Annotated in this window: 21 protein-coding genes and 1 pseudogene; 15 read left to right on the forward strand and 7 right to left on the reverse strand. The window is 66.4% G+C overall.

What is annotated here, in order from left to right; translation table 11 throughout:
• Positions 1–21 precede the first annotated feature (21 nt).
• The 3 genes from KQH53_02040 to KQH53_02050 form a co-directional block, all read right to left on the reverse strand.
• Positions 22–993, reverse strand: a complete 972-nt coding sequence (locus KQH53_02040) for a TAXI family TRAP transporter solute-binding subunit (protein MCB2225430.1) — start codon at positions 991–993, stop codon at positions 22–24.
• A gap of 116 nt (positions 994–1,109) precedes the next feature.
• Entirely contained in the window at positions 1,110–2,300 is a 1,191-nt protein-coding gene (locus KQH53_02045) for a cation:proton antiporter (GenBank protein MCB2225431.1), read from the reverse strand.
• Between the two features lie 3 nt (positions 2,301–2,303).
• Positions 2,304–3,743, reverse strand: coding sequence for an NAD-binding protein (locus tag KQH53_02050; GenBank protein MCB2225432.1), 1,440 nt, complete (start codon positions 3,741–3,743; stop codon positions 2,304–2,306).
• A 162-nt stretch (positions 3,744–3,905) separates the two neighbouring features.
• On the opposite strand from KQH53_02050, the gene KQH53_02055 reads away from it, so the two are divergent.
• The 12 genes from KQH53_02055 (at position 3,906) to KQH53_02110 (ending at position 20,396) form a co-directional block, all read left to right on the forward strand.
• On the forward strand, positions 3,906–5,216 hold the full coding sequence (locus tag KQH53_02055; protein MCB2225433.1) for a mechanosensitive ion channel: 1,311 nt from the start codon (positions 3,906–3,908) through the stop codon (positions 5,214–5,216).
• Between the two features lie 225 nt (positions 5,217–5,441).
• The gene (locus KQH53_02060) at positions 5,442–6,500 is read left to right on the forward strand and encodes a (2Fe-2S)-binding protein (GenBank protein ID MCB2225434.1); all 1,059 of its coding nucleotides are present in this window, start codon (positions 5,442–5,444) and stop codon (positions 6,498–6,500) included.
• 48 nt (positions 6,501–6,548) lie between these two features.
• Positions 6,549–8,135: a molybdopterin-dependent oxidoreductase gene (locus tag KQH53_02065; GenBank protein ID MCB2225435.1), complete on the forward strand. Its 1,587-nt coding sequence runs from the start codon at positions 6,549–6,551 to the stop codon at positions 8,133–8,135.
• Positions 8,136–8,413: 278 nt separating this feature from the next.
• Positions 8,414–11,095, forward strand: coding sequence for a molybdopterin-dependent oxidoreductase (locus tag KQH53_02070; protein ID MCB2225436.1), 2,682 nt, complete (start codon positions 8,414–8,416; stop codon positions 11,093–11,095).
• A gap of 265 nt (positions 11,096–11,360) precedes the next feature.
• Complete coding sequence (locus KQH53_02075) at positions 11,361–11,723, forward strand: TusE/DsrC/DsvC family sulfur relay protein (GenBank protein ID MCB2225437.1); 363 nt, start codon at positions 11,361–11,363, stop codon at positions 11,721–11,723.
• Between the two features lie 29 nt (positions 11,724–11,752).
• Positions 11,753–12,895, forward strand: coding sequence for an aminotransferase class V-fold PLP-dependent enzyme (locus KQH53_02080; protein MCB2225438.1), 1,143 nt, complete (start codon positions 11,753–11,755; stop codon positions 12,893–12,895).
• A 297-nt stretch (positions 12,896–13,192) separates the two neighbouring features.
• The gene (locus KQH53_02085; protein ID MCB2225439.1) at positions 13,193–13,942 is read left to right on the forward strand and encodes a GntR family transcriptional regulator; all 750 of its coding nucleotides are present in this window, start codon (positions 13,193–13,195) and stop codon (positions 13,940–13,942) included.
• Between the two features lie 21 nt (positions 13,943–13,963).
• Complete coding sequence (locus KQH53_02090; GenBank protein ID MCB2225440.1) at positions 13,964–15,631, forward strand: FAD-binding protein; 1,668 nt, start codon at positions 13,964–13,966, stop codon at positions 15,629–15,631.
• Positions 15,632–15,635: 4 nt separating this feature from the next.
• The gene (locus KQH53_02095; protein MCB2225441.1) at positions 15,636–17,216 is read left to right on the forward strand and encodes an FAD-dependent oxidoreductase; all 1,581 of its coding nucleotides are present in this window, start codon (positions 15,636–15,638) and stop codon (positions 17,214–17,216) included.
• Between the two features lie 61 nt (positions 17,217–17,277).
• On the forward strand, positions 17,278–18,243 hold the full coding sequence (locus tag KQH53_02100; protein ID MCB2225442.1) for a tripartite tricarboxylate transporter substrate binding protein: 966 nt from the start codon (positions 17,278–17,280) through the stop codon (positions 18,241–18,243).
• 102 nt (positions 18,244–18,345) lie between these two features.
• Entirely contained in the window at positions 18,346–18,828 is a 483-nt protein-coding gene (locus KQH53_02105) for a tripartite tricarboxylate transporter TctB family protein (GenBank protein ID MCB2225443.1), read from the forward strand.
• A gap of 14 nt (positions 18,829–18,842) precedes the next feature.
• Entirely contained in the window at positions 18,843–20,396 is a 1,554-nt protein-coding gene (locus KQH53_02110) for a tripartite tricarboxylate transporter permease (GenBank protein MCB2225444.1), read from the forward strand.
• An 84-nt stretch (positions 20,397–20,480) separates the two neighbouring features.
• On the opposite strand, the pseudogene KQH53_02115 reads toward KQH53_02110, so the two are convergent.
• The 3 genes and pseudogenes from KQH53_02115 to KQH53_02125 form a co-directional block, all read right to left on the reverse strand.
• A pseudogene (locus KQH53_02115) lies at positions 20,481–20,807 on the reverse strand (peroxiredoxin).
• 6 nt (positions 20,808–20,813) lie between these two features.
• A complete protein-coding gene (locus tag KQH53_02120) occupies positions 20,814–20,948 on the reverse strand; it encodes a redoxin domain-containing protein (protein MCB2225445.1) in 135 nt (44 codons plus the stop codon).
• A 97-nt stretch (positions 20,949–21,045) separates the two neighbouring features.
• Positions 21,046–22,116, reverse strand: coding sequence for a DUF362 domain-containing protein (locus KQH53_02125; protein ID MCB2225446.1), 1,071 nt, complete (start codon positions 22,114–22,116; stop codon positions 21,046–21,048).
• Between the two features lie 176 nt (positions 22,117–22,292).
• Here KQH53_02125 and KQH53_02130 point away from each other — a divergent pair, with 176 nt between their 5' ends.
• From KQH53_02130 to KQH53_02140, 3 genes are read left to right on the forward strand one after another with little or no spacing between them, the layout of a single operon-like run.
• Complete coding sequence (locus KQH53_02130) at positions 22,293–22,490, forward strand: hypothetical protein (protein MCB2225447.1); 198 nt, start codon at positions 22,293–22,295, stop codon at positions 22,488–22,490.
• Positions 22,491–22,535: 45 nt separating this feature from the next.
• Positions 22,536–22,694 carry a rubredoxin gene (locus KQH53_02135; protein ID MCB2225448.1) on the forward strand — a complete coding sequence of 53 codons (159 nt, stop codon included), beginning with the start codon at positions 22,536–22,538 and terminating at the stop codon, positions 22,692–22,694.
• Between the two features lie 51 nt (positions 22,695–22,745).
• A complete protein-coding gene (locus KQH53_02140) occupies positions 22,746–23,813 on the forward strand; it encodes a hypothetical protein (protein ID MCB2225449.1) in 1,068 nt (355 codons plus the stop codon).
• Between the two features lie 13 nt (positions 23,814–23,826).
• Here KQH53_02140 and KQH53_02145 read toward each other — a convergent pair whose 3' ends face one another.
• The gene (locus tag KQH53_02145; GenBank protein MCB2225450.1) at positions 23,827–24,861 is read right to left on the reverse strand and encodes a hypothetical protein; all 1,035 of its coding nucleotides are present in this window, start codon (positions 24,859–24,861) and stop codon (positions 23,827–23,829) included.
• Positions 24,862–25,312 lie beyond the last annotated feature (451 nt).

The following is a 25,312-nucleotide window of genomic DNA, read 5'->3' on the forward strand; positions in this document are numbered from 1 at the left end:
CACCTTAGGCAGGGTTGCCCCCTATTTGAGGCCAGCCTCTTGGTAATACTTGAGCGCGCCCGGATGCAGCGGGGCGCTCAGGCCCTGAAGCATCTCTTGGGGCGCGAGCACCTCCAGGGCGGGGTGCAGCTTCTTTAGCGCGGCCAGGTTGCTGAACACCGTCTTGGTGAGGGCGTAGACCACATCGTCGGGCATGTCGGCACGGGTGACAAAGGTGGCCTTGACCGCGAAGGTGGGCACGTCCTGCTTATTCAGGGCCGATTCGTAGAAGCGCACCGGGATGAAGGCCTTCACGTAGTAGGGGCGGCCGTTCAAGAGCTTGGCCAGGGCCTCGTCCGTGGTGGCCAAAAAGCGCACCTCGACCCGACCGCTGGTGGCCTCCTTGATGAGCCCGGCGGGGTTGCCCACGGTGTAGGCGAAGGCGTCCACCCGGCCGTCCTGCAACACCTTGGCCGACTCCGAGGCCTTGAGCCCCTCGGCCCGGCCCAGGCTCTCCAGGTTCAGGCCGTAGGCGGCCAGGATGTCCTTGGAGTTCTGGCGGGTGCCGGAGCCGGGGTTGCCCACGGCCACGGCCTTGCCTTTCAGGTCCGCGTAGCCCTTTATGCCGCTATTCTGGCTGGCCACCAGGAAGAAGGTCTCCGGGTGCAGGCTGAACACGGCGCGCAGCTTCTTTTGCTTGCCCTTGGCCTTCCACTCGGCCAGGCCGTGCACCGCCTCGTACTGGCGGTCGGACTGGGCCACGCCGAAGTCCAGGTCCCCGCCCAAGACCGCGTTGATGTTGAACACCGAGCCGCCGGTGGACTCCACGGTGACGCGCAAGCCGTACTGTTTGCCCTGGGCGTTGACCAGCTTGGCAATGGCCTTGCCCACGGGATAGTAAACCCCGGTGACCCCGCCGGTGCCGATGGTCACGAAGCGTTTGGCCGCCAGGGCGGGGGAAAAAGGCATGAGGAGCAGGCAAAGGGCGAGCAGGATTTTGAGGGCGTAAGACATGATGGACCTTTGTCTCCAATGAGGGCGCGGCCACCCCGAGGCGGGAGCGTCCGGCTGGTTGGCTGGCAGAATAACCCATCGCTGGGACGGAGTCCAGGCGGCCGGGAGCTGAACTCCTAGAGGCGGGTGCGCGGAGTGCGCGGGACCTCGTGCTCCGGGGGCGGGGGCGGGGTGCCCCGGGCCAGCAGGCGGAAAAGGCTGGGCCCGATGAAGCAGGTGAGCAGGGCCAGGAGCACGATGGCGTCCTTGTCCGCCACGGTGAGCACCCCCTGGCGCAGGCCGATGGAGGCGGCGGCCACGATGAGGCTGAGCCGGGCCGACAAGAGCAGGCCGGTTTGCAACGAACCCCGGAGGCTCATGCCCTGCAAAAGGAACAGCAGCCCGGGCAGCAGCTTCACCCCCAGGGCCAGGCCCAACAGGAGCAGGGCGAAGCTGAGGCTGCCCGGCCGGGCCAGGCTGGCCAGGTCGAACTGCATGCCCACGTGGATGAAAAAGATGGGGATCAAAAAGCCGAAGCTCAGGCCCGAGAGCTTGCTTTGCAGCTGGGCCCGTTCCAGCATAACGAAGCTGATCACGCAGCCGCCCATGAAGGCGCCCAGCACCGGCTCCAGGCCGATGAGCTCGCTGAGGGCCACGAACAAGAAAAGCACCGCCAGGGTGAGGCGCACCCCCTGTTCCTGGGGGTCGTCCGAGAGCAGCAGGCGCTCGGCCAGCTCAGGCTGCCACCAGGCCCAGAGCCGCCCCAGCCACAACAGGAGGCCAAAGCCCGCGAACATGGTCAGGGGCAGGGACAGCTGCCAAGAGAAGCCGTGGTCCATGTAGATGTCGTGAAAGGTAAGGGCCAGCAGGGTGAGAAAGTCGGCCAGGGTGGCGGCGATGAGAATGCTCTGGGCCAGGGGGCTTTTGATCAGCCCAGTCTCCTTGAGGCTAGGCAACACCAGGCCCAGGGAGGTGGTGGAGAGTACCAGGGCCATGAACAGCCCCCGGTTTAATAGCAGCGCGGCCAGCACGGCCAGGGCCACGGTGATCGCGAACACCAAAAGCTGGAAGGCTAGCTGGCCGGGGCGCTGGCGGCCCAGGGCCTTGAAGTCGATCTCCAGGCCCGCGTGCAGCATGAGCATGAGGAAGCCCAGCTGGGCCAAAAAGGACATCCACTGGCCGTGCAGCTGGAGGTCGAACAGGCTCTTGCCCAGGATGACCCCGAAGATGATCTCCAGCACCGGGGCGGGCAGGCGCAGCAAGGAGGCCACGCCGGGCAGCAAGGCGGCGGCCACGGTGATTAGCAGCAGGGAGTAGGCTTGCTCCACGGCTCAGCTCTTTTCGGCCACCGCCAGCACCGAGCAGGCCGCCTTCTGGGCCAGGTGCTCGCCCACGTTGGGCGTGAACAGGCTGTGCCTGCGGCTGGAGCCGCCCACCACCATGAGGTCGTAATCCCCGCTGATGGCGGTGATCTGGCGCACCGGGTTGCCTTGCAGGCTAACCTCGGCCAGGTTGAGCTTTTGCTGGCGCACCGTTTCCTTGGCTTGGGCCCAGGCCTTTTCGCGCCAGACGGCCCCGTCCTCGCCCTTGATGAACTCCGGCTCCTCCACCAGGGCCACGCCCAGCTCGCCTCCGGTCTGCACCGCCACCTCGGCGGCCACCTCCAGGGCGGCCTCGGCCCGGGCGCCGCCGTTGAAAGGCACCAGGATGCGCTGGTAGGGGGCGGTGCCCGCCGAGTAGACCACCGGGGCGCAGAAGGATTCGGCCAGGCCCAGCAGGGCGCCCCCGGTCAGGGACTCCAGCCAGCTGGGCTCGTATCTGCCCAGCACCACCAGGCCCACCTTCTCCTGCTCGCAAATCTTGTGGGCGCGGGGCAACAGGCCCTCGGGCACGCTCTCCACGCGCACCGAAGCCGCGGCGGGCCACTCGTCCAGAAGGTCCTGGAAGCCGCATTGGTCCGAGCGGCAGAGGATCAGGGTCTCCTGCACCCGGCTGTTCAGCGCCCAGAAGAGCGCCTCGGTGAGCAGCCCCTCGTGCTGGTCCTGGTTTTTGGGGGTCAGCACCACCAAGAGGGTGTGGCCCCAGGACAAGGGGAAGCCGGGCAGGCCGCAGCTCAGGTCGGCGCAGATCTGGTTGAACATGTCCGCCTGGCCCAACAGCACCATCCGGTCCCCGGCCTGGATGCGCTCGCCGGGCTTGGGCAGGACCAGCTCCTTGGAGCGCATGAGCCCCACCAGGCGCCAGTCCGGCCCGCGCAGGGAGCGGGCCAGCCGCCCCACCATGTGGGGCGCGTCGGCGGTGTCCATCTCCAGCATGGCCCCGCGCCCCAGGGACAGGGGCGTGACCCGCACCCCCGGGTTTTCCAGGAAGTGGTGCACCTCCCGGGCCAGGCTGGCGCTGGCCAAGAGGGCCTCGGCCCCCAGCTGACGGAACAGGTCCTGGTTCACCGCCTCGTTGTACAGGGCCAGCACGTGGTCCACCTTGGCCTCGGCGGCGGCCGAGGCCACGGCCAGGTTCACCTGGTCGTCGGGCCCCAGGGCCAAGACATAATCCTGCCCGGCCAGAGCGGCCTCCTGGAGCACCACCGGGCTGGAGGGATCGCCCTCCACGCTCCGGGCCCGGCCGGCAAAGGCGGCCTCCGCCCGCTCCAGCTCGGCCTGGCGGGCCCCCACCAGGGTGACCTCCCAGCCCTCGCCCAGGCGTTTGAGCAGCTCACGGGTCACCGCGCCGTCGCCGCAGATCATCAGTTTGCGTTGGGACTGCTGGTTCATGGGGCATATTGTGGCCTGTCGCGGACCGATGCACAACCCCGCCCGCCCCTGGCCGCGCAAAAAGGAGGCTTTTCCCTTGTCTGGAGCCGGACGCCTTCGCACAATGGTCTATAGTAAAGGAACCGCCGGACGCCCCCGGCTTTTGCCCATTGGGAGACCACCTTGCGCCCTCGCCTTTTCAGATGCCTGCCCCTGCTTCTGGCCGCCCTACTCCTGGCCTGCCTGTCCGGCGCGGCCTGGGGAGCGGACCGGCTGGGCTCTCCGGAGATAAAGCCCGGCAGCGTGGCGGAGCGCGAGACGGCCCGCGCCTTGAAGGCGGTGTTCGCCCAGGTGCCCGAGTTCGCGGGCATCCGGCTCCGGGTGAAAGACGGCGTGGTGACCCTGAGCGGCCACACTGCCTCCCTGGCGGCCAACCAGGAGGCGGTGAAGGTCGCGGCCAAGATGGCCGGGGTGGTCTACGTGGTGGACGACATCGTGGTGGAGGCCCGGGTGGGCTCCTATCTGGGCCCCGCCTGGGCCAAGCTGCGCCAGGTGCTGGAGCAGGCGATGAGCTTCGCGCCCCTGGTGGGCATCGCGCTGCTGTTGGTGCTGGCCTTTTATGCCGCCGGGCGGATGCTCACCGCCTGGGAGCTGCCCTACCGCCGCCTGGGCAACAGGCTCCTATTGCAAAACCTGGTGCGCCAGTTGGTGCGCTACGCCTTCGTGTTCTGCGGGCTGCTCATCGCCCTGGAGATATTGGGCCTCACCGCCCTGATCGGGGCCTTCATGGGCGCGGCGGGCATCGTGGGCCTGGCCCTGGGTTTCGCCTTCAAGGACATCGCCGAGAACTACGTGGCCGGCTTCCTCCTGGGGGTGCGCAGCCCCTTCGACTACCAGGACTGGATCGCGGTGGGGCCCCACGAGGGCTCGGTGATCCGGGTGACCGCCCGCGAGGTGGTGATCATGACTCTGCAAGGCAACCACGTGCGCATCCCCAACTCCCAGGTGTTCAAGAGCGTGGTCTACAACTACACCCGCAACCCGCTCCGGCGCTTTGACATCGACCTGGGCGTGGGGGTGGAGGAAGACCTGAGCCGGGTGCAGGAGATCGGCTGCGGGGTCATCGCGGCCATGAAGGGGGTGGTGGCCGATCCGCCGCCGGGGATGCGCAACCGCGAGTTCGGCGACAGCGCCATGATGGTGCGCTTTTTCGGTTGGGTGGACCAGACCCAGGCCGACTTCATCAAGGTGCGCTCCGAGGCGGTGCGTATGCTCAAGGAGGCCCTGGACAGCGAGGGCGTGGATGTGCCGGTGCCCATCGCCAAGGTGATCAACGCGGTGGAGCCCCAGTCCCCCAAGCCCAAGGCCGGGGCGCGCCGCGAGCTGATGCGCGACGCGGGCCGGGCCGACGTGTCCCGCGAGTCCTATCTGGAAGAGCAGATCGCCCAGGACAAGGCCCAAAGCGGCGAAAAAGACCTGCTGCCGGGCAAGTGAGGTGCCCGCCCGGCTCCGGCCCGGCGGAAGCCCGGAACGAAAACACCGGCGATGACCGGGAGATAGGCGTCTCCCGCCTCTCGGACAGGGCTCACATAGGCCAAGTCCATCAAACATCTATACAAACAATTTAATTGATGCTATATGGAGCGGTGGGCGTACGGGCTCCGTGCGCCGTCCCCCCAGCTTCGCGCCCAAAAAGGGCTATTCCAGCGGGAGATGACCATGGCTGAATCCAAGCTCAAACTCAACGGCACAGAGGTGGAGTTCGCGCCCGGCGAGACCTTGTTGCAGGTCGCCGAACGTAACGGCGTGGATATACCCACCTTGTGCTACCTCAAGGACTGCACCCCCACCGGCGCCTGCCGCATGTGCGTGGTGGAGGTTAAAGGGGCCCGCACCCTGGTGGCCTCCTGCGCCATGCCCGCCGGCAACGGCATGGAGGTGCAGACCGATACCGAGAAGGTGCGCACCGCCCGCCGCTTGGCGGTGGAGCTGCTCCTTTCTTCGGGCCACCACAACTGCCTGGTCTGCGAGGCCAACGGCGAGTGTAAGCTCCAGGCCCTGGCCTACGAGTACGGGGTGGACGCCGTCCGTTTCTCGCCCCCGGCCGAAACCTATCCCATTGAAGACGACAACCCGCTGATCACCCGGGACTTCTCCAAGTGCATCCTCTGCGGCCGCTGTGTGCAGGCCTGCAACGAGGTGCAGGTGAACCGGGCCATCGGCTTCGGGTATCGCGGGGCCGAGGCCAAGATCGTCACCACCGGCGACCGGCCCTACGACCAGAGCGACTGCGTGTTCTGCGGCCAGTGCGTGCAGGCCTGCCCGGTGGGGGCGCTCACCGAGAAGAAGGCCAAGGGCAAGGGCCGCTCCTGGGAGACCAAGAAGGTGCGCACCACCTGCCCCTACTGCGGGGTGGGCTGCCAGCTCTGGCTGCACGTGAAGGACAACCAGATCATCAAGGTCACTGCCGTGGAGGACGCTCAGCCCAACCGGGGCCGTTTGTGCGTGAAGGGCCGCTTCGGCTACGACTTCATCCACAGCCCCGAGCGCCTGACCACGCCGCTGATCAAGGAGAACGGCGAGTTCCGCGAGGCGAGCTGGGACGAGGCCCTGGACCTGGTGGCCGAGCGCTTCATGGAGATAAAGAAGGAGCACGGTCCCGACTCCATCGCCGGGGTCAGCTGCGCGCGCAGCACCAACGAAGACTCCTATAACATGCAGAAACTCTTCCGCGCGGTGATCGGTACGAACAACATCGATCACTGCGCACGAACCTGACACGCTCCCACTGTCGCCGGTCTGGCGACTTCTTTCGGCTCCGGGGCCATGACCAACAGCTTTGCCGACTTTGACAAGGCCAAGATGTTCTTCATCATCGGCTCCAACATGACCGAGGCCCACCCCGTGGCGGCCACGTTCGTGAAGAACGCGGTAAACAACGGGGCCAAGATGATCCTGGTGGACCCCCGGCGCACCGCGCTGGCGGAGTTTGCCACCATGCACCTGCCCCTCAAGGTGGGCAGCGACATCGCCCTGTTGAACGGGCTGATGCACGTGCTCATCAAAGAGGACCTCTACGACAAGGAATACGTGAAGAGCTGCACCGTGGGCTTCGAGGAGCTCAAGGCCGCGGTGGAGAACTACCCGCCCGAGCGGGCGGAGGAGATCAGCGGCATCCCGGCGGAGACCATCGTGGAGGTGGCCCGCCTGATGGCCGCCAACAAGCCGGCCATGCTCATGTACACCTTGGGCATCACCGAGCACACCTGCGGCGTGAACAACGTGATGTCCTGCGCCAACTTCCAGATGCTTCTGGGCAACGTGGGCTTCGAGTGCGGCGGCGTGAACCCGCTGCGCGGCCAGAACAACGTGCAGGGGGCCTGCGACATGGGCGCGCTGCCCAACGTGTACCCCGGCTACCAGAAGGTCACCGACCCCGACGCCAAGGCCAAGTTCGAGAAGGCCTGGGGCGTGGAATTGGACGACAAGCTGGGCATGATGATGCCGGCCATGTTCGACGGCCTGGGCGACGGCAAGGTCAAGGGCATGTACATCTTCGGCGAGAACGTGGCCAACACCGAACCGGACATCACCCATGTGGAGCACTGCATGGAGCACGCCGAGTTCATCGTGTGCAACGACATCTTCCATACCGAAACCACCCGCTTCGCGGACGTGGTCTTGCCGGCCACGGCCTGGAGCGAGGACGACGGCACCTTCACCAACAGCGAGCGCCGGGTGAACCGGGTGCGCAAGGCGGTGGAGGCTCCCGGGGATGCCAAGCCCAACTGGTGGATCTTCAAGGAGATCGCCAAGCGCATGGGCCAGGAGTGGGAGTCGAACAGCGGCCAGGAGATCTGGGACAACGAGGTATCCATGCTGGCCCCGTCCATGACCGGCATCAAGTTCAGCCGCATCGAGGGAGACGGCTTGCAGTGGCCGGTGCCCGACCTGGATCACCTGGGCACCCCGTTCCTGCACAAGGACGGCTGCTTCACCTGCGGGCTGGGCAACTTCAAGCCCGCCGAGTGGACCCCGCCGGCCGAGGTGCCGGACGAGGAGTACCCCCTGGTGCTCAGCACCGGGCGTAGGCTCTACCACTATCACACCCGCACCCAGACCGGGCGCAGCGGCGGGCTCAACGAGCTTTTGGGCGAGGAGACGGCCGACATCTCCCTGGCCGACGCCAAAAAGCTGGGCATCGCCAACGGCGAGCGGGTGCGGCTCTCCTCGCGGCGCGGCTCCATCGAGCTCACCGCCAAGGTGACCCCCGAGGTGCAGGAAGGCATGGTGTGGATGGCCTTCCACTTCCGCGAGGCCTGCGCCAACTGGCTGACCAACGGGGTCTACGACCCGGTCTCCCAGACCGCCGAGTACAAGGCCTGCGCCGTCAAGCTGGAGAAGGTGGCCTAGCGGGCAGGGCCCTAATAACCTGAGCGAAATCTTACGGGCCCGGGGTCAAGCACCTCGGGCCCGTTTGTGTTAACCTATGGCGTGCGTCCATCAGGCGGACGGCCCTAAATGGGACGGTCGCGGTTGGCCGCGAAGGGGCCTTTTGGGCTGCCCTTCGTGGTTGCGTGGGCATAGTTCTCTGTGATGTAATATAGCATTGTCGACCATCTTACCCCGGCGCGGCATGGCGCCGGGCCACGGCGGCTCGCCGCCGCCGACGGACAAGCCTGGAGCGAAACATGCAGAAGATAAAATTGGAAGTTAACGGGCAGCAGCACGAGGTACTTGCCCGCAAGGATGACGTGCTCTTGGATTTCCTGCGGGACAAGCTGGACCTCACCGGCACCAAGCAGTCCTGCGACCGCAAGGGCCAGTGCGGGGCCTGCACGGTGATCGTGGACAACAAGGCGGTTCTCTCCTGCCTAACCAAGCTCACCAAGCTGGACGGAGCCAAGGTCATCACCGTGGAGGGCCTGGGCACCCCGGCCAACCCTCACCTGATTCAGCACGCTTATGTGCTGGCCGGCGCGGTGCAGTGCGGCTTCTGCACTCCGGGCCTGATCGTGGCCACCAAGGTTCTGCTGGACGAAAACCCCGACCCCGACGACGAGACCATCAAAAAAGCGCTTCGCCGCAACCTGTGCCGCTGCACCGGCTACGTGAAGATCATCGAGGCGGTCAAGCTGGCCTCGCGCTTCCTGCGTGGCGAGATCACCCCGGACCAGGTGGCCCCGGCCGCCGACGCCCCGGTGATGGGCATTTCCCATCCCCGCCCCTCGGCCTACATCAAGGCCTGCGGCGTGGCCCGCTTCACCGGTGACTACAAGATCCCCGGCGCCCTGGAGCTTGCCGTGGTGCGCTCCGAGGTGCCCCACGCCCTGATCAAGTCCATCGACTCCAGCGCGGCCGAGGCCATGCCCGGGGTGGTGGGCGTGATGCGCGGCGAGGACATCGCCCAGACCGGCACCAACATTCTTAAGTACATGGTGGTTGACCGGCCCATCCTGGCCACCGACCGGGTGCGCTACATCGGCGACGCCATCGTGGCCGTGGCCGCCCGCACCAAACAAGAGGCCGAGGCGGCCGCGGCGGCCATCAAGATCGAGCTGGAGCCCCAGCCGGTGCTCAATAGCCCCGAAGAGGCCATGGCCGAAGGCGCCTTCCAGCTGCACGCCGAGAACGAGCGCCCCAACCTGTGCTTCCATCAGCCCCAGATCAAGGGCGACGCCGAGGCGGCCCTGGCCGATTCGGCGGCGGTCATCGAGACCACCTTCAACACCCAGTGCATCCACCAGGCTCCCCTGGAGCCCGAGGCCTGCATCGCCTACTGGGACTACGAGGACCCCGAGGACCCGCGCCTGGTGGTGGTGGGCCGCTCCATCAACATCCACCATCACCTGCACATGCTGCAGGAGGCGGTGGGCTGGGAGAACATGACCTACGAAGAGGCCTTCGTGGGCGGGCAGTTCGGCCTGAAGATCGACATCACCTCCGAGGGCCTCGCCGCGGCGGCCGCCGTGTTCTTCAAAGAGCCGGTGCGCTACATCCCCAGCCTGCACGAGTCCATGCAGCTCACCCCCAAGCGCCACCCCTTCCGCATGGACGTGAAGCTGGCCGCCGACGCCGACGGCAAGCTGACCGCCTACTGCAACGACATTCTGGTGGACAACGGGGCCTATCACTCCATGGGCCACGTGGTAGTGCTCCGGGCCCTGATGATGCTCTCAGGTTCCTACAACATCCCCAACGTCAAGGCCGACAGCCGCCTGGTGTACACCAACAATCCCTGGGGCGCGGCGGCCCGGGGCGCGGGGCCACCGCAGGTCAACTTCGCCCTGGAAGTGGCCATGCAGATGCTGGCCGACAAGATGGGCATGGACCCCATCGACTTCCGCATGAAAAACTTCCTCAAGCCCGGCGAGAGCAAGTCCACCGGTCACGTGGTGACCGAGTGGCCCATCCCCGATCTGCTGGAAGACATCCGGCCCCACTATGAGCGCGCCAAGAAGGACGCCGACGCGGCCAACGCGGCGGGCGGGCGCTACCTGCGCGGCGTGGGTATCGGCACCGGTTCCTTCGGCATCGGCGGCCCGGGCGACCAGGCCTTCTCCGCCGCCGAGCTGGATAGCGACGGCGGGGTGAGCATCTACACCGCCGCCGCCGACCCCGGCGAGGGCAACGACTCCATGCTCAGCCAGATCGCCGCCGAGATCACCGGCGTCCCGCTGAGCAAGGTGCGCCTCTACACCCGCTCCACCGACCTGACCGCGGCCTCGGGCCCGGCGGCCGGCAGCCGCATCACCTACATGATCGGCGGGGCCACCGAAGACGCCTGCAAGCAGCTGAAGGCGGCCATGGACGAGACCGGCGCCAAGACCGGCCCCGAGCTGGAGGCCGCCGGCAAGCCCGCCCGCTACCAGGGCACCAAGAAGATGGCGCTGGCCGGCGTGTTGGACCCGGAGACCGGCCAGGGGCCCTCCATGGAGAGCCAGGTGCACGCGGTGCAGCTGGTCGAGCTCCAGGTGGACACCGAGACCGGCGAGGTGAAGGTTGTAAAGATGACCACCGCCGTGGACGCGGGCCCGGTGATCCATCCCCAGAACCTCACCGGCCAGCTGGAAGGCGGCGCGGACATGGGCGTGGGCCTGGCGCTGCGCGAAGTCTACGTGGCCGGCGAGACCAAGGATTGGCGCACCTTCAAGTTCCCCACCATGGCCACCTCCTTCCCCCAGGAGGTGATCATCCGCGAGACCATCCGGCCCAACGGAACCCTGGGCCGCACCGGCGTGGGCGAGATGTGCCTGGTGCCCACCGCCCCGGCGGTGATCAACGGGATCAAGGACGCCATCGGCACCTTCATCACCGACCTGCCGGCCACGCCCGACAAGGTGCTGGCCGCCCTGGGCAAGTCGGGGAGCTAGCCCGCTTATTTCAGGGAGGTTGGGTGGCGCTAAGCCACGAGCTAGTATCCATGGGACGGTTATGAAACAAACGCCAGCGTCATCAAGGCACGGCCTGCACCCAGGCCCGGCACAGCCAGGCGCCGGCAGACAAGGCGTCTGGCAAGCGAGGGCCGCGGGCGTAGCCTTCAGTGCTACGTCGAGGCCCGAGCGCAGCCAGCAACACCGTATGCCGGTGGCTGGCGCAGCCGGACGCCCGGCCTTCCTGAAATATGGGGGCTAAGCGATGAGCGATGCCACTGGAGCTGGCGGCGACGCCGCCAGCTCCACCCGGCATCTTCGGACCGTGGCCGGCCGGGAGATCGCCTTTGACGGCGAGGGCTTTTTCTGGGACTTCGACGAGTGGAGCGAGGAAGCCGCCCGCGAGCTGGCCGCGGAAAGCGGCCTGGCCGAACTGGATGACGAGCACTGGAAGGTGCTCCGCTTCTTTCGCGACTACTTCGCGTACCACGGCCGCGCGCCCCTGAACCGGGACATTAAAAAGGGCACCGGCTTCTCCCTGCTGGAATTGCAGGGCATGTTTCCCGGCGGGCTAAAGGAAGGCGCCCGGCGCCTGGCCGGCCTGCCCAACCCCAAAAGCTGCAACTAAAGCGCGTCACACCCCCGGGACGAGCCGCCATGATCTACCTGGACAACGCCGCCACCTCATTCCCCAAGCCGGGCGATATCTTCCGCGCGGCCCTGGAGGCCTTTCTGGAGACCGGGGCCTCGCCCGGGCGCGGCGGCTACGACGCGGCGGTGTCGGCCGAGCACGAGGTTCTGGCCGTGCGGCGCAAGGTGGCCGCCCTGTTCGGCGCGCCGGATTTCGTCACCTGCTTCGCCTACAACGCCACCGACGCGCTCAACACCCTGTTGCAGGGCCTGGTGCGCCCCGGCGACCACGTGGTGAGCACCCGCCTGGAGCACAACTCGGTGCTCCGGCCCTTGCACCATCTGCGCGAGGCGGGGATCATTAGCTTCGACCTGGCCCCCTTCAATAGCCAGGGCGTGGTGGAGCCCGAGGCGGTGGCCGCGCTCATCAAGCCCGACACCCGCCTGGTGATGCTCAACCACGCCTCCAACGTGCTGGGCACCCTGCAACCCGCGGCCGAGATCGGCGCGCTCTGCGCTCAGCGGGGCATCCCGCTTCTGCTGGACGTGTCCCAGAGCGCGGGCAACGCGCCCATCGACATGCGCGCCTGGAACGTGAGCGCCCTGGCCTTCACCGGCCACAAGTCCCTGTTGGGCCCGCCGGGCATCGGCGGCCTGGTCCTGGACCCGTCCCTGGACGTGCGCCCCTCCCGCTGGGGGGGCACCGGGGTCAACTCCGAGAGCGTGCTGCACAGCCGCGACTACCCCGAGCGCCTGGAGGCGGGCACCATCAACCTGCTGGGCGTGATGACCCTGGGCCGCTGCCTGGAGCTGCAATCCGGCCCAGAGGCCGAGGCGGCCCGGCAACGCGAAGCCGATCTGCACGCCCGCCTGGTGCAAGGGCTGAGCGCCCTGGAGGGCCTCACGCTGCACTGCCCGGGCTTCGGCCCGGAGCGCATCCCGGTGGTCAGCTTCAACCTGGACGGCTGGGCCCCCCACGACGTGGGCGTGGTGCTGGACGGCGACTACGAGATCGCGGTGCGCACCGGCCTGCACTGCGCGCCCCTGCTGCACCAAGACCTGGGCAACGGCGCGGCCGGTTCGGTGCGGGTCAGCCTGGGCCGCTACAATTCCGACCAGGATGTAGAGGCGCTGCTGAGCGCCCTGGCCGAGATGCTGGCCTCGGCCTAGCCGCCCCCTCCCCTCTCTCCCCAAAACCCCAGTGTTCATCGGCCCCGCCGGGCGGCCTCCGCCCCGGCCCAGTCCCCGTGGGCCGCGCCCGGGGTGCATCCTTTCGCATTTACAATATTGTATAACGCCAAACATTTAACTTAGGGATTAAACTAGGTTTATAAAAAATTGCTCTATACAACTAAATAAGTGTTGTAATGCTCCGGGCCACGAGCTATCTTGCCCAAAGACCCACTCAATCCGGAGAGAGGAAACCGGCGGCCCCCCCTGGGCGCGGCCGCCAGACAGGCGATAGCCATGGCCCGAGCAAAGCACTCTTCCCGGCGCGGCGAAGCCCCTCTGCCCGCCTACTACAAGCTTCAGATGGAGCTGTTGGCAGGCATTGAGGATGGCCGCTGGGCCCCGGGCGAGGCCATCCCGCCGGAGCGCAAGATCGCCGAGAGCTTTGGCGTCAGCCTGGGCACGGTGAACCGGGCCCTGGCCAACCTGGTCAACGACGGCTACCTCAAGCGCATCCAGGGCAAGGGCACCTTCGTGGCCGGCACCACCATCCCCCTGGAGAGCGTGCGCTACACCCGCCTCCGCCGCGACTTCAACGAGCCCGACCCCCGTTTCAAGATTCAGCTGCTGGGCCTTCGGGAAGTCCCGGCCTTCGAGCCGGCCAAGCGCCTGCTCAAAATGCGCGGCGCGGGCAAGCTATGGGAAGTGGAGCGGCTGTTCATCAGCCGCAAGGGCCCGCTGATGTACTACCTGTCCTACCTGCCCCAGCGCCTGTTCAAGGACCTGGACCAGGTCATCGGCCCGCTCATGGAAAAAATGACCCTCTACGAGGGCATCGAGAAAAAGTACGGATTGCCCACCATCTTCAACCAGGAGCTGATCAGCGCGGTGCCCGCCGAAAAGAAGGTGGCCGAGATATTCGGGGCCAAGGTGGGCGCGCCGGTGTTGAAGATCGAGATGCTTTCTTTCACCTACAAGGAAAAACCCTACGAATACCGCATCAGCTACTGCGTCACCGGTGAACAAAAAATGTTCCGGGAGATGTAGCGGCGTGGCTTGGGAGAAGAAATGGCTTACGACTATCCAGTAATCAACGCCGACGTTGTCGTGGTGGGAGGCGGCAGCGCGGGGGTGATGGCCGGCATCCGGGCCAAGGAAGTGGCTCCGGATCAGGAGGTGATCGTCCTGGAAAAGGGCGACGCCAAGTACTCCGGCTGCATCGCCCGGGGCATGGACGCGCTCAACATCGTGGCCGTGCCCGGCGTGTCCTCGCCGGAGCTATACGTGGAGTCCAACCGGCTGGCCTGCGAGGGCATCATGGACGAGCCGGTGAACTACCGCATGGCCGAGCGCTCCTGGCCCCTGATGAAAAAGCTCATCGACTGGGGCGTCTGCTTCCCCACCGATGACAAGGGCGACTACGAGATCCTCCAGGTGCACCCCAAGGGCCGCTTCTGCGTGACCATGAAGGAGCCCGAGCTCAAGTCCATCCTGCACCAGCGCCTGGTGGCGGGCGGAGCCAAGGTGTTCAACCGCACCATGGCCGCCGAGATATTGGTGGAGGAGGGCCGGGTGGCCGGGGTCATCGCGGTCAACGTGCGCACCGGCGAGGTGATGGTCATCCGCGCGCCCAGCGTGATCCTCTCCGCCGGGGGCACCGCCCGCTTCGGCCTGCCGGCCAACGGCAACCTCTACGGGGTGTACGACTTCCCGGGCAACACCGGCGACGGCTACTGCCTGGCCTATCGGGCCGGGGCCGAGCTTAGCGGCCTGGAGTACACCCTGTACTACTACATCACCAAGGACATCAACGCGCCGCTGCTCTACATCACCCTGACCCGCGGGGCGCATCTGCTCAACGCCTTTGACCAGCGCCGCGACAAGGAGCACCCCTCCATCAAGAGCATGTGCATGGAGGACTTCTTCGATCGCTCCGGGCCCCTGCGCATCCGCATGGACCACCTGCCCGAGGACAAGATCAAAGAGATCGAGGAGATTCTGTTCACCACCGAACGCCCGGCCTGCGAGCGCTTCCACGCCGGGCGCGACAACGACTTCCGCACCGGCGAGATCGAGCTCTGGCCCACCGAGGTATACCTCTGCGGCGGCCACGGCATGACCGGGGTGCGCATCAACGAAAAGGGCGAGTCCAGCCTGCCCGGGCTCTACGCGGCCGGCGACACCAGCCTCTGCGCGCGCGGACACCTCTCCGGCGCCTTTGTCTACGGCGAGATCTGCGCCGAGAGCGGCAGCGAGTTCGCCCGCGAGAAAGGCCTGGCCCCCTTCGACCCGGCCAAGGTGGACGCCTTCCTGGCCCGGCGCGAAGCCCGTCTCTCCCAGGGCAAAAACCCCATCGCGGTGGAGGAGTTCGAGTTCAAGGTGCGGCGCATCATCACCGACTACCTCACCCCGCCCAAGAACGAGTACAAGCTCAAGCGGGTGCTGTGGTGGATGGAGCGCTTCCGCCAGGAGCTGGACGAGATGGTCTACGTAAAGGACATGCACGACCTGTTCAAGACCTACGAGGTGGCCAACATCATCCAGTGCGCCACCCTGTGCGCCACCGCCTCGCTGGAGCGCACCGAGAGCCGCTGGCTGCCCTGGCACTACCGCACCGACTTCCCGGACAAGAACGACGCCCAGTGGCTCAAGCACATCGTGCTCAGCCAGGGCGAAGGCCCCGGCGAGGTGAATATCCAGCACAAAGACATCATCAAGATGGCGGACCGGGGATAGTGTCATGCGCATGAACCTTTTGGAAGCCCTTTCGGACAATATCAAGATAAACAAGGATGCCTGCACCGCCTGCGGCGTGTGCGTGAACACCTGCATCCTGGACAACCTGCGCCTGAAGTTGGCCCCCTGCCGTAGGGCTTGCCCCCTGGGGGTCAACTGTCAGGGCTACGTCCAGCTCATCCTGCGTGGCGAGGAGGCGGCGGGCCTGGAGATGGTGCGCCGCGAGCTGCCCTTCCCGGGCATCCTGGGCCGCCTCTGCTCGGCCCAATGCGAGGCCTCCTGCCAGCGCCGGGCCGAGACCGGCTCGGCCGTGGCCATCCGCGCCCTGAAGCGCTACCTGGCCGACTTTGGCGGCAAGGCCGCCCTGCCCGAGAAGGCCCCGGCCTCCGGCAAGAAGGTGGCCGTGGTGGGATCGGGCCCGGCGGGCATGATGGCCGCCTGGGACCTTCTGGTCAAAGGCCACGAGGTCGCGGTGTTCGACGCCGAGCCCGAGCCCGGCGGCATGCTGCGCTGGGCGGTGCCCAGCTTCCGCCTGCCCGGCGAGGTCCTGGCCGCCGAGTGGGGCCAGCTCCTGGAGCTGGGCGCCACCTTCCAGGGCAACCAGGCCCTAGGCCGCGAGCTGAGCCTGGACAGCCTGGCCGCCGAGTACGACGCGGTGATCCTGGCCGTGGGCTGCCCAAGCCCCAAGCGCCTGGGCCTGGAGGGCGAGGACGCCCAGGGCGTGCACCATGCCCTGCCCCTGCTGCGCGCGGTGCGCGCCGGCGAGCCCCCGGCCCTGAGCGGCAAGGTGGTGGTGGTCGGCGGCGGCGAGGTGGCCCTGGACACGGCCCAGACCGCGCTCCGCCTGGGCGCGTCCCAGGTCACGGTGATCAGCCTGGAGGAGCGGGGCGGCATGCCCGCCTCTTCCGAGGCCCTGGCCCTGGCCGAGGGCGAGGGCGTGGTGCTGGATCCCTCCTGGGGCCCCGTGCGCTTTATTTCAAAAGACGGCGCGGTGAGCGGCCTGGAGCTCCAGCGCTGCCTGGCGGTGATGGACGCCATGGGCAACTTCGCCCCCAGCTTTGACGAGTGCCAGCTCAAGACCGTCGAGGCCGACGCGGTGATCGTGGCCATCGGCCAGGAGCGCGGCCCCGAGGCGCCCTACAAGGTCGCCGACCCGCTCACCCTGCAAAGCTCTCTGCCCAAGGTGTTCCTGGCCGGCGACGGGGTCAGCGGCCCCGGCACCATCGTTGAGGCCATGGCCTCGGGCCGCCAGGCGGCCGAAAGCGCCCATCGCCTGATCACCGGAGAGCACCTCACCTACGGCAGGAGCTACCCCGGCCCGGTGGAGACGGAGTTCGAGATCGACACCAGCCGGGGCTCGGACGCCGAGCGCGCCGAGGCTCCGGTGCACCGTCCCAGCGGGGCGGGCGACTTCGCCGAGGTGGAGCTGGCCCTGACGCCCGCGCAGGCCAAGGCCGAGGCGGGTCGCTGCTACAGCTGCGGCGCGCCCTTCGGCAAGTTCCGCACCTGCTGGTTCTGCCTGCCCTGCGAGGTGGAATGCCCCCAGGACGCCCTGTGGGTGGACATCCCCTATTTGCTTCGTTGAGGGAAATTCGCAGCCCTTTTTATCAGAGCCACAAGAGTCTCTAGCACTAGGAGGAAAGATCATGAAAAAATTACTGGCGGTACTGACCTGCTGCCTGGCCCTGGCCCTGGTGGCCGTGCCGGCCATGGCCAAGGACTACCCCACCAAGCCCATCATGGCCTACATTCCCTTGTCGGCCGGCGGGACCACCGACGTGTTCGTGCGCACCATCGCGCCCTACATGGAAAAGTACCTGGGCAAGCCCCTGGTGCTGGTCAACAAGCCCGGCTCCGGCGGCGCGGTGGCCATCTCCACCCTGGCCAAGGCCAAGCCCGACGGCTACACCTTCTCCTGGGCCAACCTGCCCACTCTGGTGACCATCCCCCAGATGCGCAAGCTGACCTACAACCCCAAGGACCTGGTGTACATCGCCTCGCCCATGCACTATGACTACATCCTCTACGTGAAGAAGGACTCGCCCTTCAATAGCCTCAAGGAGCTGATCGAGTTCGCCAAGAAGAACCCGGGCAAGGTCACCTACGGCACCCCCGGCCTGGGCACCACCAACCACCTGGGCGTGGCCTGGCTGGCCAACGACCAGAAGGTCAAGATGACCCCCATCCCCTTCAAGGGCAACCCCAAGTCCGTGGCCGCGGTGCTGGGCGGCCACGTGGTGGCTTGCAACACCTCCACCACCGCCTCGGTGTCCTCCTATAAGGGCGGCAAGCTCAAGCCCCTGGTGATCATGAGCGCCAACCGCATCCCCCTGACCCCGGACACCAAGACCTTGAAGGAGCTGGGCTACAACTTCAGCCAGTTCTCCTGCCTGGGCGCGGTGTTCCCCAAGGGAACCCCCGAGGCCATGCGGGCCAAGATCGAGGGCGCCATCAAGTACGCCCTGAGCCAGCCGGACGTGCAGAAGAAGGCCAAGGAAGAGCTCTACGTGAGCATCGACTTCCTGGACGGCAAGAAGTACCGCCAGCTCTGCGACGAGTACTGGGGAATCTGGGGCGGCATCCTCAAGGAAGTCGGCCTGAAGAAGTACTAGGAGCCACCGGGGCGCGCCCGCGCCCCACGGCTTGATAAAACCCACTAGCATCTCAGGCGGGCCGGCCCCCGATCCGGGCCGGTCCGCCCCGCGAGGAGTCCCATGAACGCTCGGTCGGAGCTATCCATAGCCGGAGTGCTCATCGCCTTCAGCCTGCTCAACTACTTCTACCTGATACCCACCCAGGTGGTGGCGGAGGGGTCCTCGCCGATCTATCCGGCCTTGATCAACACCATGCTCCTGTGTTTCTCCCTGGCCTACCTGGGCGAGGGCGTCCGCGCCTGGCGCCGCGAAAAGAAGGAAAGCGAAGGCCGCCCGGCCGGGGCCGGCAAGAACATGCTGCGCCCGGTGGCCATGCTGGTGGTCACCGGAGCCTGGGTGTTGACCATGGACTACATCGGCTTCATCATCTCCACCTTCTTTTTCCTGGTGGTGGCCTCGCGCATCTTCGGGTCGGAGTCCTGGTCCAAGACCATCATCATGGCCGTGGTCATGCCCCTGATCATCTCCTTCATCTTTCGTGGGCTCAACGCCGTCTTGCCCGAGGGTCCGGCCGAAGAGCTACTCAACTTGATTCTGGGCTGAGGCGGAGCAAAGCCATGGGCGATATCTTTGGACATCTTTGGGACGGGGCGCTATACGCCCTGTCGATCTGGAACCTGCTGGCCATCGTCGTCGGCTACGCCATAGGCATCATCGCCGGGGCCATCCCCGGGGTCATGGCGGTCACGGCCATGGTGCTCATCCTGCCCTACACCTTCACCCTGGAACCTTTGTTCGCCATCGCGCTGTTGATGGGCGTGTACAAGGGCGGGGCCTACGCCGGTTCCATTACCGCCACCCTGTTCAACATCCCCGGCACTCCCGAAGCGGCGGCCACGGCCCTGGACTCCTACCCCATGTTCAAGGAGGGGCACCAGAAGCGGTCCCTGGAGATCGCCCTGTGGGCCTCCCTGTTCGGCGGCACGGTGAGCAACTTCCTCTTGGTCTTCACCGCCCCGCCCCTGGCCGAGGTGGCCCTGCGCCTGGGCCCGCCGGAGATCGCGGCCCTGATTCTCTTCTCGCTCACCGCGGTGATCACCCTGCTGGGCGACAGCCGCATGGACATCTGGAAGGGCTTCATCTCCATCACCTTGGGCTTGATGCTGGCCACGGTGGGCCTGGACAACATGAGCGCCTCGCGGCGCTACGTCTTCGGCATCGAGGACCTGGACAACGGCGTGCCTTTCGTCCTGACCATCATCGCCCTGCTGGCCCTGTCCGAGGTGTTCATCCAGGCCGAGAGGGTGGGGCACTTCACCCTGGGCGACGCGGCCGGCGCGGTGAAAGCCATCATCCCCTACACCTGGCAGCAGCGCTGGAAGGATTTCAAACTCTGCCTCAAGGACCTGCTCCGCAGCTCCTTCGTGGGCTCGCTCTTGGGCGCGCTGCCCGGCATCGGGGCCACCACCGCCGCCTTCGTGTGCTACGGCGAGGCCCGGCGTTCGGCCAAGAAGAACGCCCGCTTCGGCCACGGCGACCCCCGGGGCATCGCCGCCCCGGAGGCGGGCAACAACGCGGTGGCCGCCTCCTCGCTGATCCCCCTGGTCACCCTGGGCATCCCCGGCTCGGTGGCCGCGGCGGTCATGTACGGCGCCTTCATGATCCAGGGCATGATCCCCGGCCCCATGCTGATGATGGAGCACCCGGAGGTCATCTACGGCCTGTTCGTGCTCCTCATCGTCACCGACTTCCTGGGCGCCTTCGTGGTGGCCCTGCCCTTCATCTCGGTGGTGCAGAAGATCTTCAAGAACCTGAACTACTCGCTGTTCTTCCCGGGCGTGGTGGTCTGCTGCGTGGTGGGGGTCTACGCCGAGGAGTTCAACGTCTTCAACCTGCGCATCTTCCTGATGCTGGGCTTCGTGGGCTACATCATGCGCAAGATGGGCATGTCCATCCCGCCCTTCATTCTGGCCTTCATCCTGGGGCCCATCCTGGAGCGCAACACCCGCACCGCCCTGCTGCTCTCCGGCGACAGCCCCATGATCTTCGTGCAGAGCCCCATCGCCCTGGCTCTGTTGATCCTGGCGGTGGCCGCCCTGGGCTGGTCCTTGTGGCGCAAGACGCGGGGCGGCAAGAGCGCCCTGGAGGTGCCCGAGGAGTTCAAGCACTAGCATCGCCGCTTGGCGAACAAAACGAGAGGCCAGCCGCCGGGCTGGCCTCTCGCTATTTGAGCATGGGTTTTTTTGGCCGGGGCGCTATTTCAACCCGGCCAGGTCGGCCAGCACCTGCTCGGCGTGGCCCTTGGCCTTCACCTTGGGGTAGACCTTCAACAGCTTGCCGTCCGGCCCGGCCACGAAGGTGCTGCGGATGGGCCCCTGGCTCACCTTGCCGTAGAGCTTTTTTTCGCCCCAGGCGCCCAGGGCCTGGATGAGGCCGGTGTCCGGGTCGGCCAGTAGGGAATACTTGAGCCCCAGCTTGTCGCTGAACTTGGCGTGGCTGGCCACCTTGTCGCGGCTCAGGCCCGCCACGGCCCAACCCCTGCGCTTGAAATTCGTGAGTTTCTCCTGAAACTCTGATGCCTCGGCGGTTCAGCCGCTGGTGTTGTCCTTGGAGTAGACGAACAAGACCAGGCCTCTTTTGCCCACCAGGTCCTTAAAGACCTTGTCCGCGCCGCTCTGGTCGGGCAGCTTGAACTTGGGCAGCTTGTCTCCTTGGCTAAGCATATGGGTTCTCCCGATTTGGTTCGGCGTTTCCTATGATTCTAACCCAAAGCGGCCCCCGCCGGAAATTTCGGGCGGGGGCGCGGAGGCCTGGTTTCGCTTACTTGAGCTCCATGGCCTTTTCCGGGCACATCTCCTGGCAGCAGAAGCACACGATGCACTTGTCCGGGTCCACCTTGGGCAGCTCGCCGTCAAAGGCCAGGGCCGAGGCGGGGCAGCCCTCGATGCACTGGCCGCAGCCGGTGCACAGCTCGGGGTCGGCCGAGGGCCGCAGCTGGGTGCGGCTCTCGAGGAACTCCTGGATGCCCGGGGCGCGGGTGATGGACTCGCCGCCCAGGGGGGGCAGCTTGAAATCGGGCACCGGCTTCAGTTCGCCGATGATCTCTACGGCCTCCTCGGCGTACTCGCCCAGGCCCAGGGCTTGGGCCTTGGCTAAAAAGCGCATGATCCCGGGGTCCTCCAGGCCCATGAGCCGGCCAATGGTTCCGTCCAGGGCCACTCCGTTGTCCGCGGCCAAAACCAGCCCCACGTCGCGCAGGTCGGGCGAGGCCGGGCCGTTGCCCTCCATGCCCACCACCCCGTCCACGATGAAGAGGTCCGGCTTGCGCAGGGCGAACACATCCACCAGCACCTCGTTGAAGCGTCCCGGATCGCCGGCCAGCTTATGCAGGTTGGCCTTCTGGGCCCCGGGCAGGATGCCGAAGCTGTTCTTGATGGCCCCGGAAAGCACGGTGAGGCCGTGGGTCTTGAACTTGGGCACCGAGATGAAGTAGTCGGCCTCCATGATGGCCCGGCTCACCCCCACGGTGGGCAGATACTCGGGGTTGAAGGGCACCTCCACCACCTCGGTCCCGATGTTCTGGTAGTGCCCCAGGGCCGCCTCGCGCAGGCCGGTTTTCTCGAAGGCCATCTCGTTGGCCCCGTAGGTGAACACCCCGGGGTTGTCGCCCACGATGATCGAGGCCGGCTCCAGCCGCTCCAGGGCCGCCACCACCGCGCGCAGCACCGCCGGGTGGGTGGCGATGCTCTCCTTGGGGTCGGCCGAGCGCAGCACGTTGGGCTTCACCACAACCTTCTTGCCCTTCACCGGCGGCGCGAAAATCTCAAAAGCCCGGTCCACGGCCGCTTGACAGTGCTCATAGCTGGCCGGCTCGATCATCACTCTGTACATGGGATTCACCTTCTGGTTGCGGCCGGCGGCCCGGCCCGGCGTGCCTTCTGGGTTGCCTGTTAAGCTTGCATTATACGACGGTCGACCGCGCTGGCCCAACCGCTGCTTTTAAGCGGCTTGCCAAGGGGCGTTTGTACATTATTATATTAATAGGACGTGTGTGAAAGGAGTCCGTCATGCCCTGCCCCGCCTGCCGAAGCGACCGATTTTACGTGAAGGACCCGGACGATCCCTATGAGATATGGGAGTTCGCCGTGCACGGCGGCGCTCCGGTCTTCGAAGAGCCCCAAAACGATGCGCCCCAAATCGACGAGGAAAGCCAGGTCTACTGCGGCCATTGCTCCTGGCACGGCCGCCTGAATCAAGTTAGCTAGGGCCCCGGTCACAAGCCCGAGGAGACTGCAATGCCCGATATCGATATGTCATCCTATGAATGCCCCTGCGGCTATATCTACGACCCGGCCGAGGGCGACTACGACAGCGGGGTCATGCCCGGCACCGCCTTCGGAGACCTGCCCGAGGAATGGCTCTGCCCTAAGTGCGGCTCGGAAAAGCAGTACTTCGAGCGCGTCGACTAGGACGCTGCCCAACCGCCACCCCTGCCTCCGCCCCGAAGCGCGATAGGGCCCATGACCTCTTTTGACCCAGCCCCCCGGCCCTGGAGCCCCGCCCGTTTGCAAGACCTCCTGGCCGGCCGCCCCCTGGACCGCATCCCGGTGGGCAGCATGAGCGTGGGCTTCAACGCCCTGTGCGCCGGCTACACCGTGGGCGAAATCCTGGTGGACCCGGACAAGTGCTTCCAGGCCAGCCTGTGGACCGGGGCCATGATGGACTGGGAGCCCATGCCCCACTACCCCTCGCACAGCGTGTGGGGAGCCATCGACTTCGGCGGCGAGCTGCGCCTGCCTCAGGGCCCCTACGAAAGCTCCCTGATCATCACCCGCCACCCGGTGGACAGCCCGGTCGACCTGGAGCGCCTGCCGATGCCCGACCCGCGCACCGCCGGGCGCATCCCCTTTGCCTGGCGCTTCGCCGAGTTGCAAAAACAGGCCGGCCTGCCGGTGTTCTTCTCCTCGCGCTCGCCCTTCACCATGGCCGCCAACATCGCGGGCCTGGAGAACTTCTTCCGCTGGATGGTCAAGGCTCCGTCCCTGGCCCAGCGCCTGCTGGAGATGTCGCTAAAGCACATCCTGGCCGTGTTGGACTACTGGATCGAGTCCTTCGGGGCGGAGAGCCTTTTCGTGTGGATGTCCAACCCCAACGAGTCCAACCAGGTGATCTCGCCGCGCCACTTCGCCCAGTGGGCCCTGCCCCTGCACCAGCGCTATTTCGCGGCCCTGGCCCAGCGCGGCCTGACCCGGGTGGGCATCCACCTCTGCGGCGACCAGAACCTCAACCTGCCCATGCTGGCCGAGGCCGACCTCTGGCCCCACCCAACCATCCTCAGCTTCGGCCACGAGGTCTCCCCGGCCCGGGCGGGCCGTCTCTTTCCCCAGGACGTCATCTTCGGCAACCTGGAGCCCAGCCTGCTCCAGGTAAAAACGCCGGGGGAGATCCATGGCATGTGCGGGGAGATCATCAAACAGGGCCGGAGCGCGCCGGGGGGCTTTATGCTGGCCCCGGGTTGCGGCATCCCGGCCACCGCGCCCGCAGTCAACGTCTATGCCATGACCCAGGCGGCCAAGGACTTTTCCTAGCCGGGGCCAGGCCTTAGGGGCAGCCCCCTTCTTGCAGCTTTTGCTCCAGAAAATCGATGCTGGCCTGATAGGCCCGCTGCTCGTCGGCCATGTGCAGGGCGGTGTCGCCCAGGAAGCCCTGCCAGGCGGCCCAGGCCTGGGCGCGGGGTTTGCCCAACAGATATTGCTCGCAGAAGTCGACCAGGGTTTGGCAGTGGGAGGCTTCATGGGCGCGGCACTCATCCTCGGCCCAGGATTCCTGGCAGTCCACCGCCTGGTTCTTGGTGCACTGGGTCTTGCACCAGCAGGGGCTGGCGTGGCCTTTGGTGTTCCCGGCCATCACGTCCGCGAACTCCCAGGGCTTGACCCCGCCGTCCACCCCGCTGTTGCCCGCCTGGGGGCGCTGGGCCATCTCCTCCATTAGGCTCTGGAAGGAATTGAAGTCCCGGGCCACCTCCCGGCCGTCGGGCCCCACCACCGCGCCGGTGCCCGTCACCTGGTAGTCGGCGTACATGGCCTGCATCTTGCGCCGCTCGATCAGGGCCCGGCGCAACGAATCGCAGTCGCCCTCGCTGCGCGTGGCCAAAAAGTCGCTGCGCTCCTCCTGGGCCACGTCGCGGCAGCTCACTATCTTGCCGTCCTTTTCATCGTATTCGATGCGGTCGTAGACCCAGGTGCCCAGCAGGCGCTTGCCCTTTTCATAGACCACGAAACGGAACTCGGTCTCGCGGGTGGGGGCCAGCTTGCCCGCGTCCACGCAAACCTGGGGGTTGCACACCGTCATCTTGCCGCTGAACTTGTAGCCGCTCAGGGTGCCCTGAAAATAGAGCTGGGGCTCGGAGAGGCAGCGGGTGCTCCCCTGGGAGATGTATCCCTTCACCTGATTGCCCGACTGCTTGATCTGGAGAACCTTGCCGCCCTCCTGGTAATAGCCGCAGAGGTTGTATTGCGGGTTGGGGTCCGCCGCCCGCACCACCTCTTCCAGGGTGGTGGCCGCCGGAGCGCCCCAGGCCGTGGCCGTGGCCAAGACCAGCGCGGCCAGGCCCAGCCCCATGATCCATGCCTTCATGCCTTTTGCCCTCCAGGTCGTCTCCCCCCGCTGCCGCCATTAGCCCTTAAGCTTAATAAATTCGGGCCCCCGGAGGGGGTATTTTTCGCCGCCGCGCCCACCCAGCGCGTTGCCCGGAGATAGGCCGCCCGGAGCACGCATCCCAAATGTTCATCGATATTACCTATTTGACTGTCTCGCCCCTTTCTCCTTACATTTATTTACCTATTCGATACCCAAACCCAGGGCGGGAAATGTCCCCTATCTTCGGCTTCAGATGAGTTCCTTTTAGAATGCTGCCCGGGCACGGTAGTCGGGGAAAGCCGAAGACCCTCCTTTCCGCCTGATCGCTTTTCCAGCAAAGCCAACCTTCCCGCGCCACTCCCGGCATGTTCGCAAATTCGGACCGGGCCGTCCGAACCGCCGCCCCACCGCGATGCCCAGGCCGGTTTCCCCGGCTTAGGGGGCCGGT

The sequence above is a fragment of the Desulfarculaceae bacterium genome, from assembly GCA_020444545.1.
In the GTDB taxonomy this organism is placed as follows: domain Bacteria; phylum Desulfobacterota; class Desulfarculia; order Desulfarculales; family Desulfarculaceae; genus Desulfoferula.

Excerpts from the sequence above, each read along its gene's own strand:
- KQH53_02040 (MCB2225430.1), bottom strand. The coding sequence starts at position 993 with ATGTCTTACGCCCTCAAAATCCTGCTCGCCCTTTGCCTGCTCCTCATG.
- KQH53_02050 (MCB2225432.1), bottom strand. The coding sequence starts at position 3,743 with ATGAACCAGCAGTCCCAACGCAAACTGATGATCTGCGGCGACGGCGCG.
- KQH53_02060 (MCB2225434.1), top strand. The coding sequence starts at position 5,442 with ATGGCTGAATCCAAGCTCAAACTCAACGGCACAGAGGTGGAGTTCGCG.
- KQH53_02065 (MCB2225435.1), top strand. The coding sequence starts at position 6,549 with ATGACCAACAGCTTTGCCGACTTTGACAAGGCCAAGATGTTCTTCATC.
- KQH53_02070 (MCB2225436.1), top strand. The coding sequence starts at position 8,414 with ATGCAGAAGATAAAATTGGAAGTTAACGGGCAGCAGCACGAGGTACTT.
- KQH53_02075 (MCB2225437.1), top strand. The coding sequence starts at position 11,361 with ATGAGCGATGCCACTGGAGCTGGCGGCGACGCCGCCAGCTCCACCCGG.
- KQH53_02080 (MCB2225438.1), top strand. The coding sequence starts at position 11,753 with ATGATCTACCTGGACAACGCCGCCACCTCATTCCCCAAGCCGGGCGAT.
- KQH53_02085 (MCB2225439.1), top strand. The coding sequence starts at position 13,193 with ATGGCCCGAGCAAAGCACTCTTCCCGGCGCGGCGAAGCCCCTCTGCCC.
- KQH53_02090 (MCB2225440.1), top strand. The coding sequence starts at position 13,964 with ATGGCTTACGACTATCCAGTAATCAACGCCGACGTTGTCGTGGTGGGA.
- KQH53_02095 (MCB2225441.1), top strand. The coding sequence starts at position 15,636 with ATGCGCATGAACCTTTTGGAAGCCCTTTCGGACAATATCAAGATAAAC.
- KQH53_02100 (MCB2225442.1), top strand. The coding sequence starts at position 17,278 with ATGAAAAAATTACTGGCGGTACTGACCTGCTGCCTGGCCCTGGCCCTG.
- KQH53_02105 (MCB2225443.1), top strand. The coding sequence starts at position 18,346 with ATGAACGCTCGGTCGGAGCTATCCATAGCCGGAGTGCTCATCGCCTTC.
- KQH53_02110 (MCB2225444.1), top strand. The coding sequence starts at position 18,843 with ATGGGCGATATCTTTGGACATCTTTGGGACGGGGCGCTATACGCCCTG.
- KQH53_02120 (MCB2225445.1), bottom strand. The coding sequence starts at position 20,948 with ATGCTTAGCCAAGGAGACAAGCTGCCCAAGTTCAAGCTGCCCGACCAG.
- KQH53_02125 (MCB2225446.1), bottom strand. The coding sequence starts at position 22,116 with ATGTACAGAGTGATGATCGAGCCGGCCAGCTATGAGCACTGTCAAGCG.
- KQH53_02130 (MCB2225447.1), top strand. The coding sequence starts at position 22,293 with ATGCCCTGCCCCGCCTGCCGAAGCGACCGATTTTACGTGAAGGACCCG.
- KQH53_02135 (MCB2225448.1), top strand. The coding sequence starts at position 22,536 with ATGTCATCCTATGAATGCCCCTGCGGCTATATCTACGACCCGGCCGAG.
- KQH53_02140 (MCB2225449.1), top strand. The coding sequence starts at position 22,746 with ATGACCTCTTTTGACCCAGCCCCCCGGCCCTGGAGCCCCGCCCGTTTG.
- KQH53_02145 (MCB2225450.1), bottom strand. The coding sequence starts at position 24,861 with ATGAAGGCATGGATCATGGGGCTGGGCCTGGCCGCGCTGGTCTTGGCC.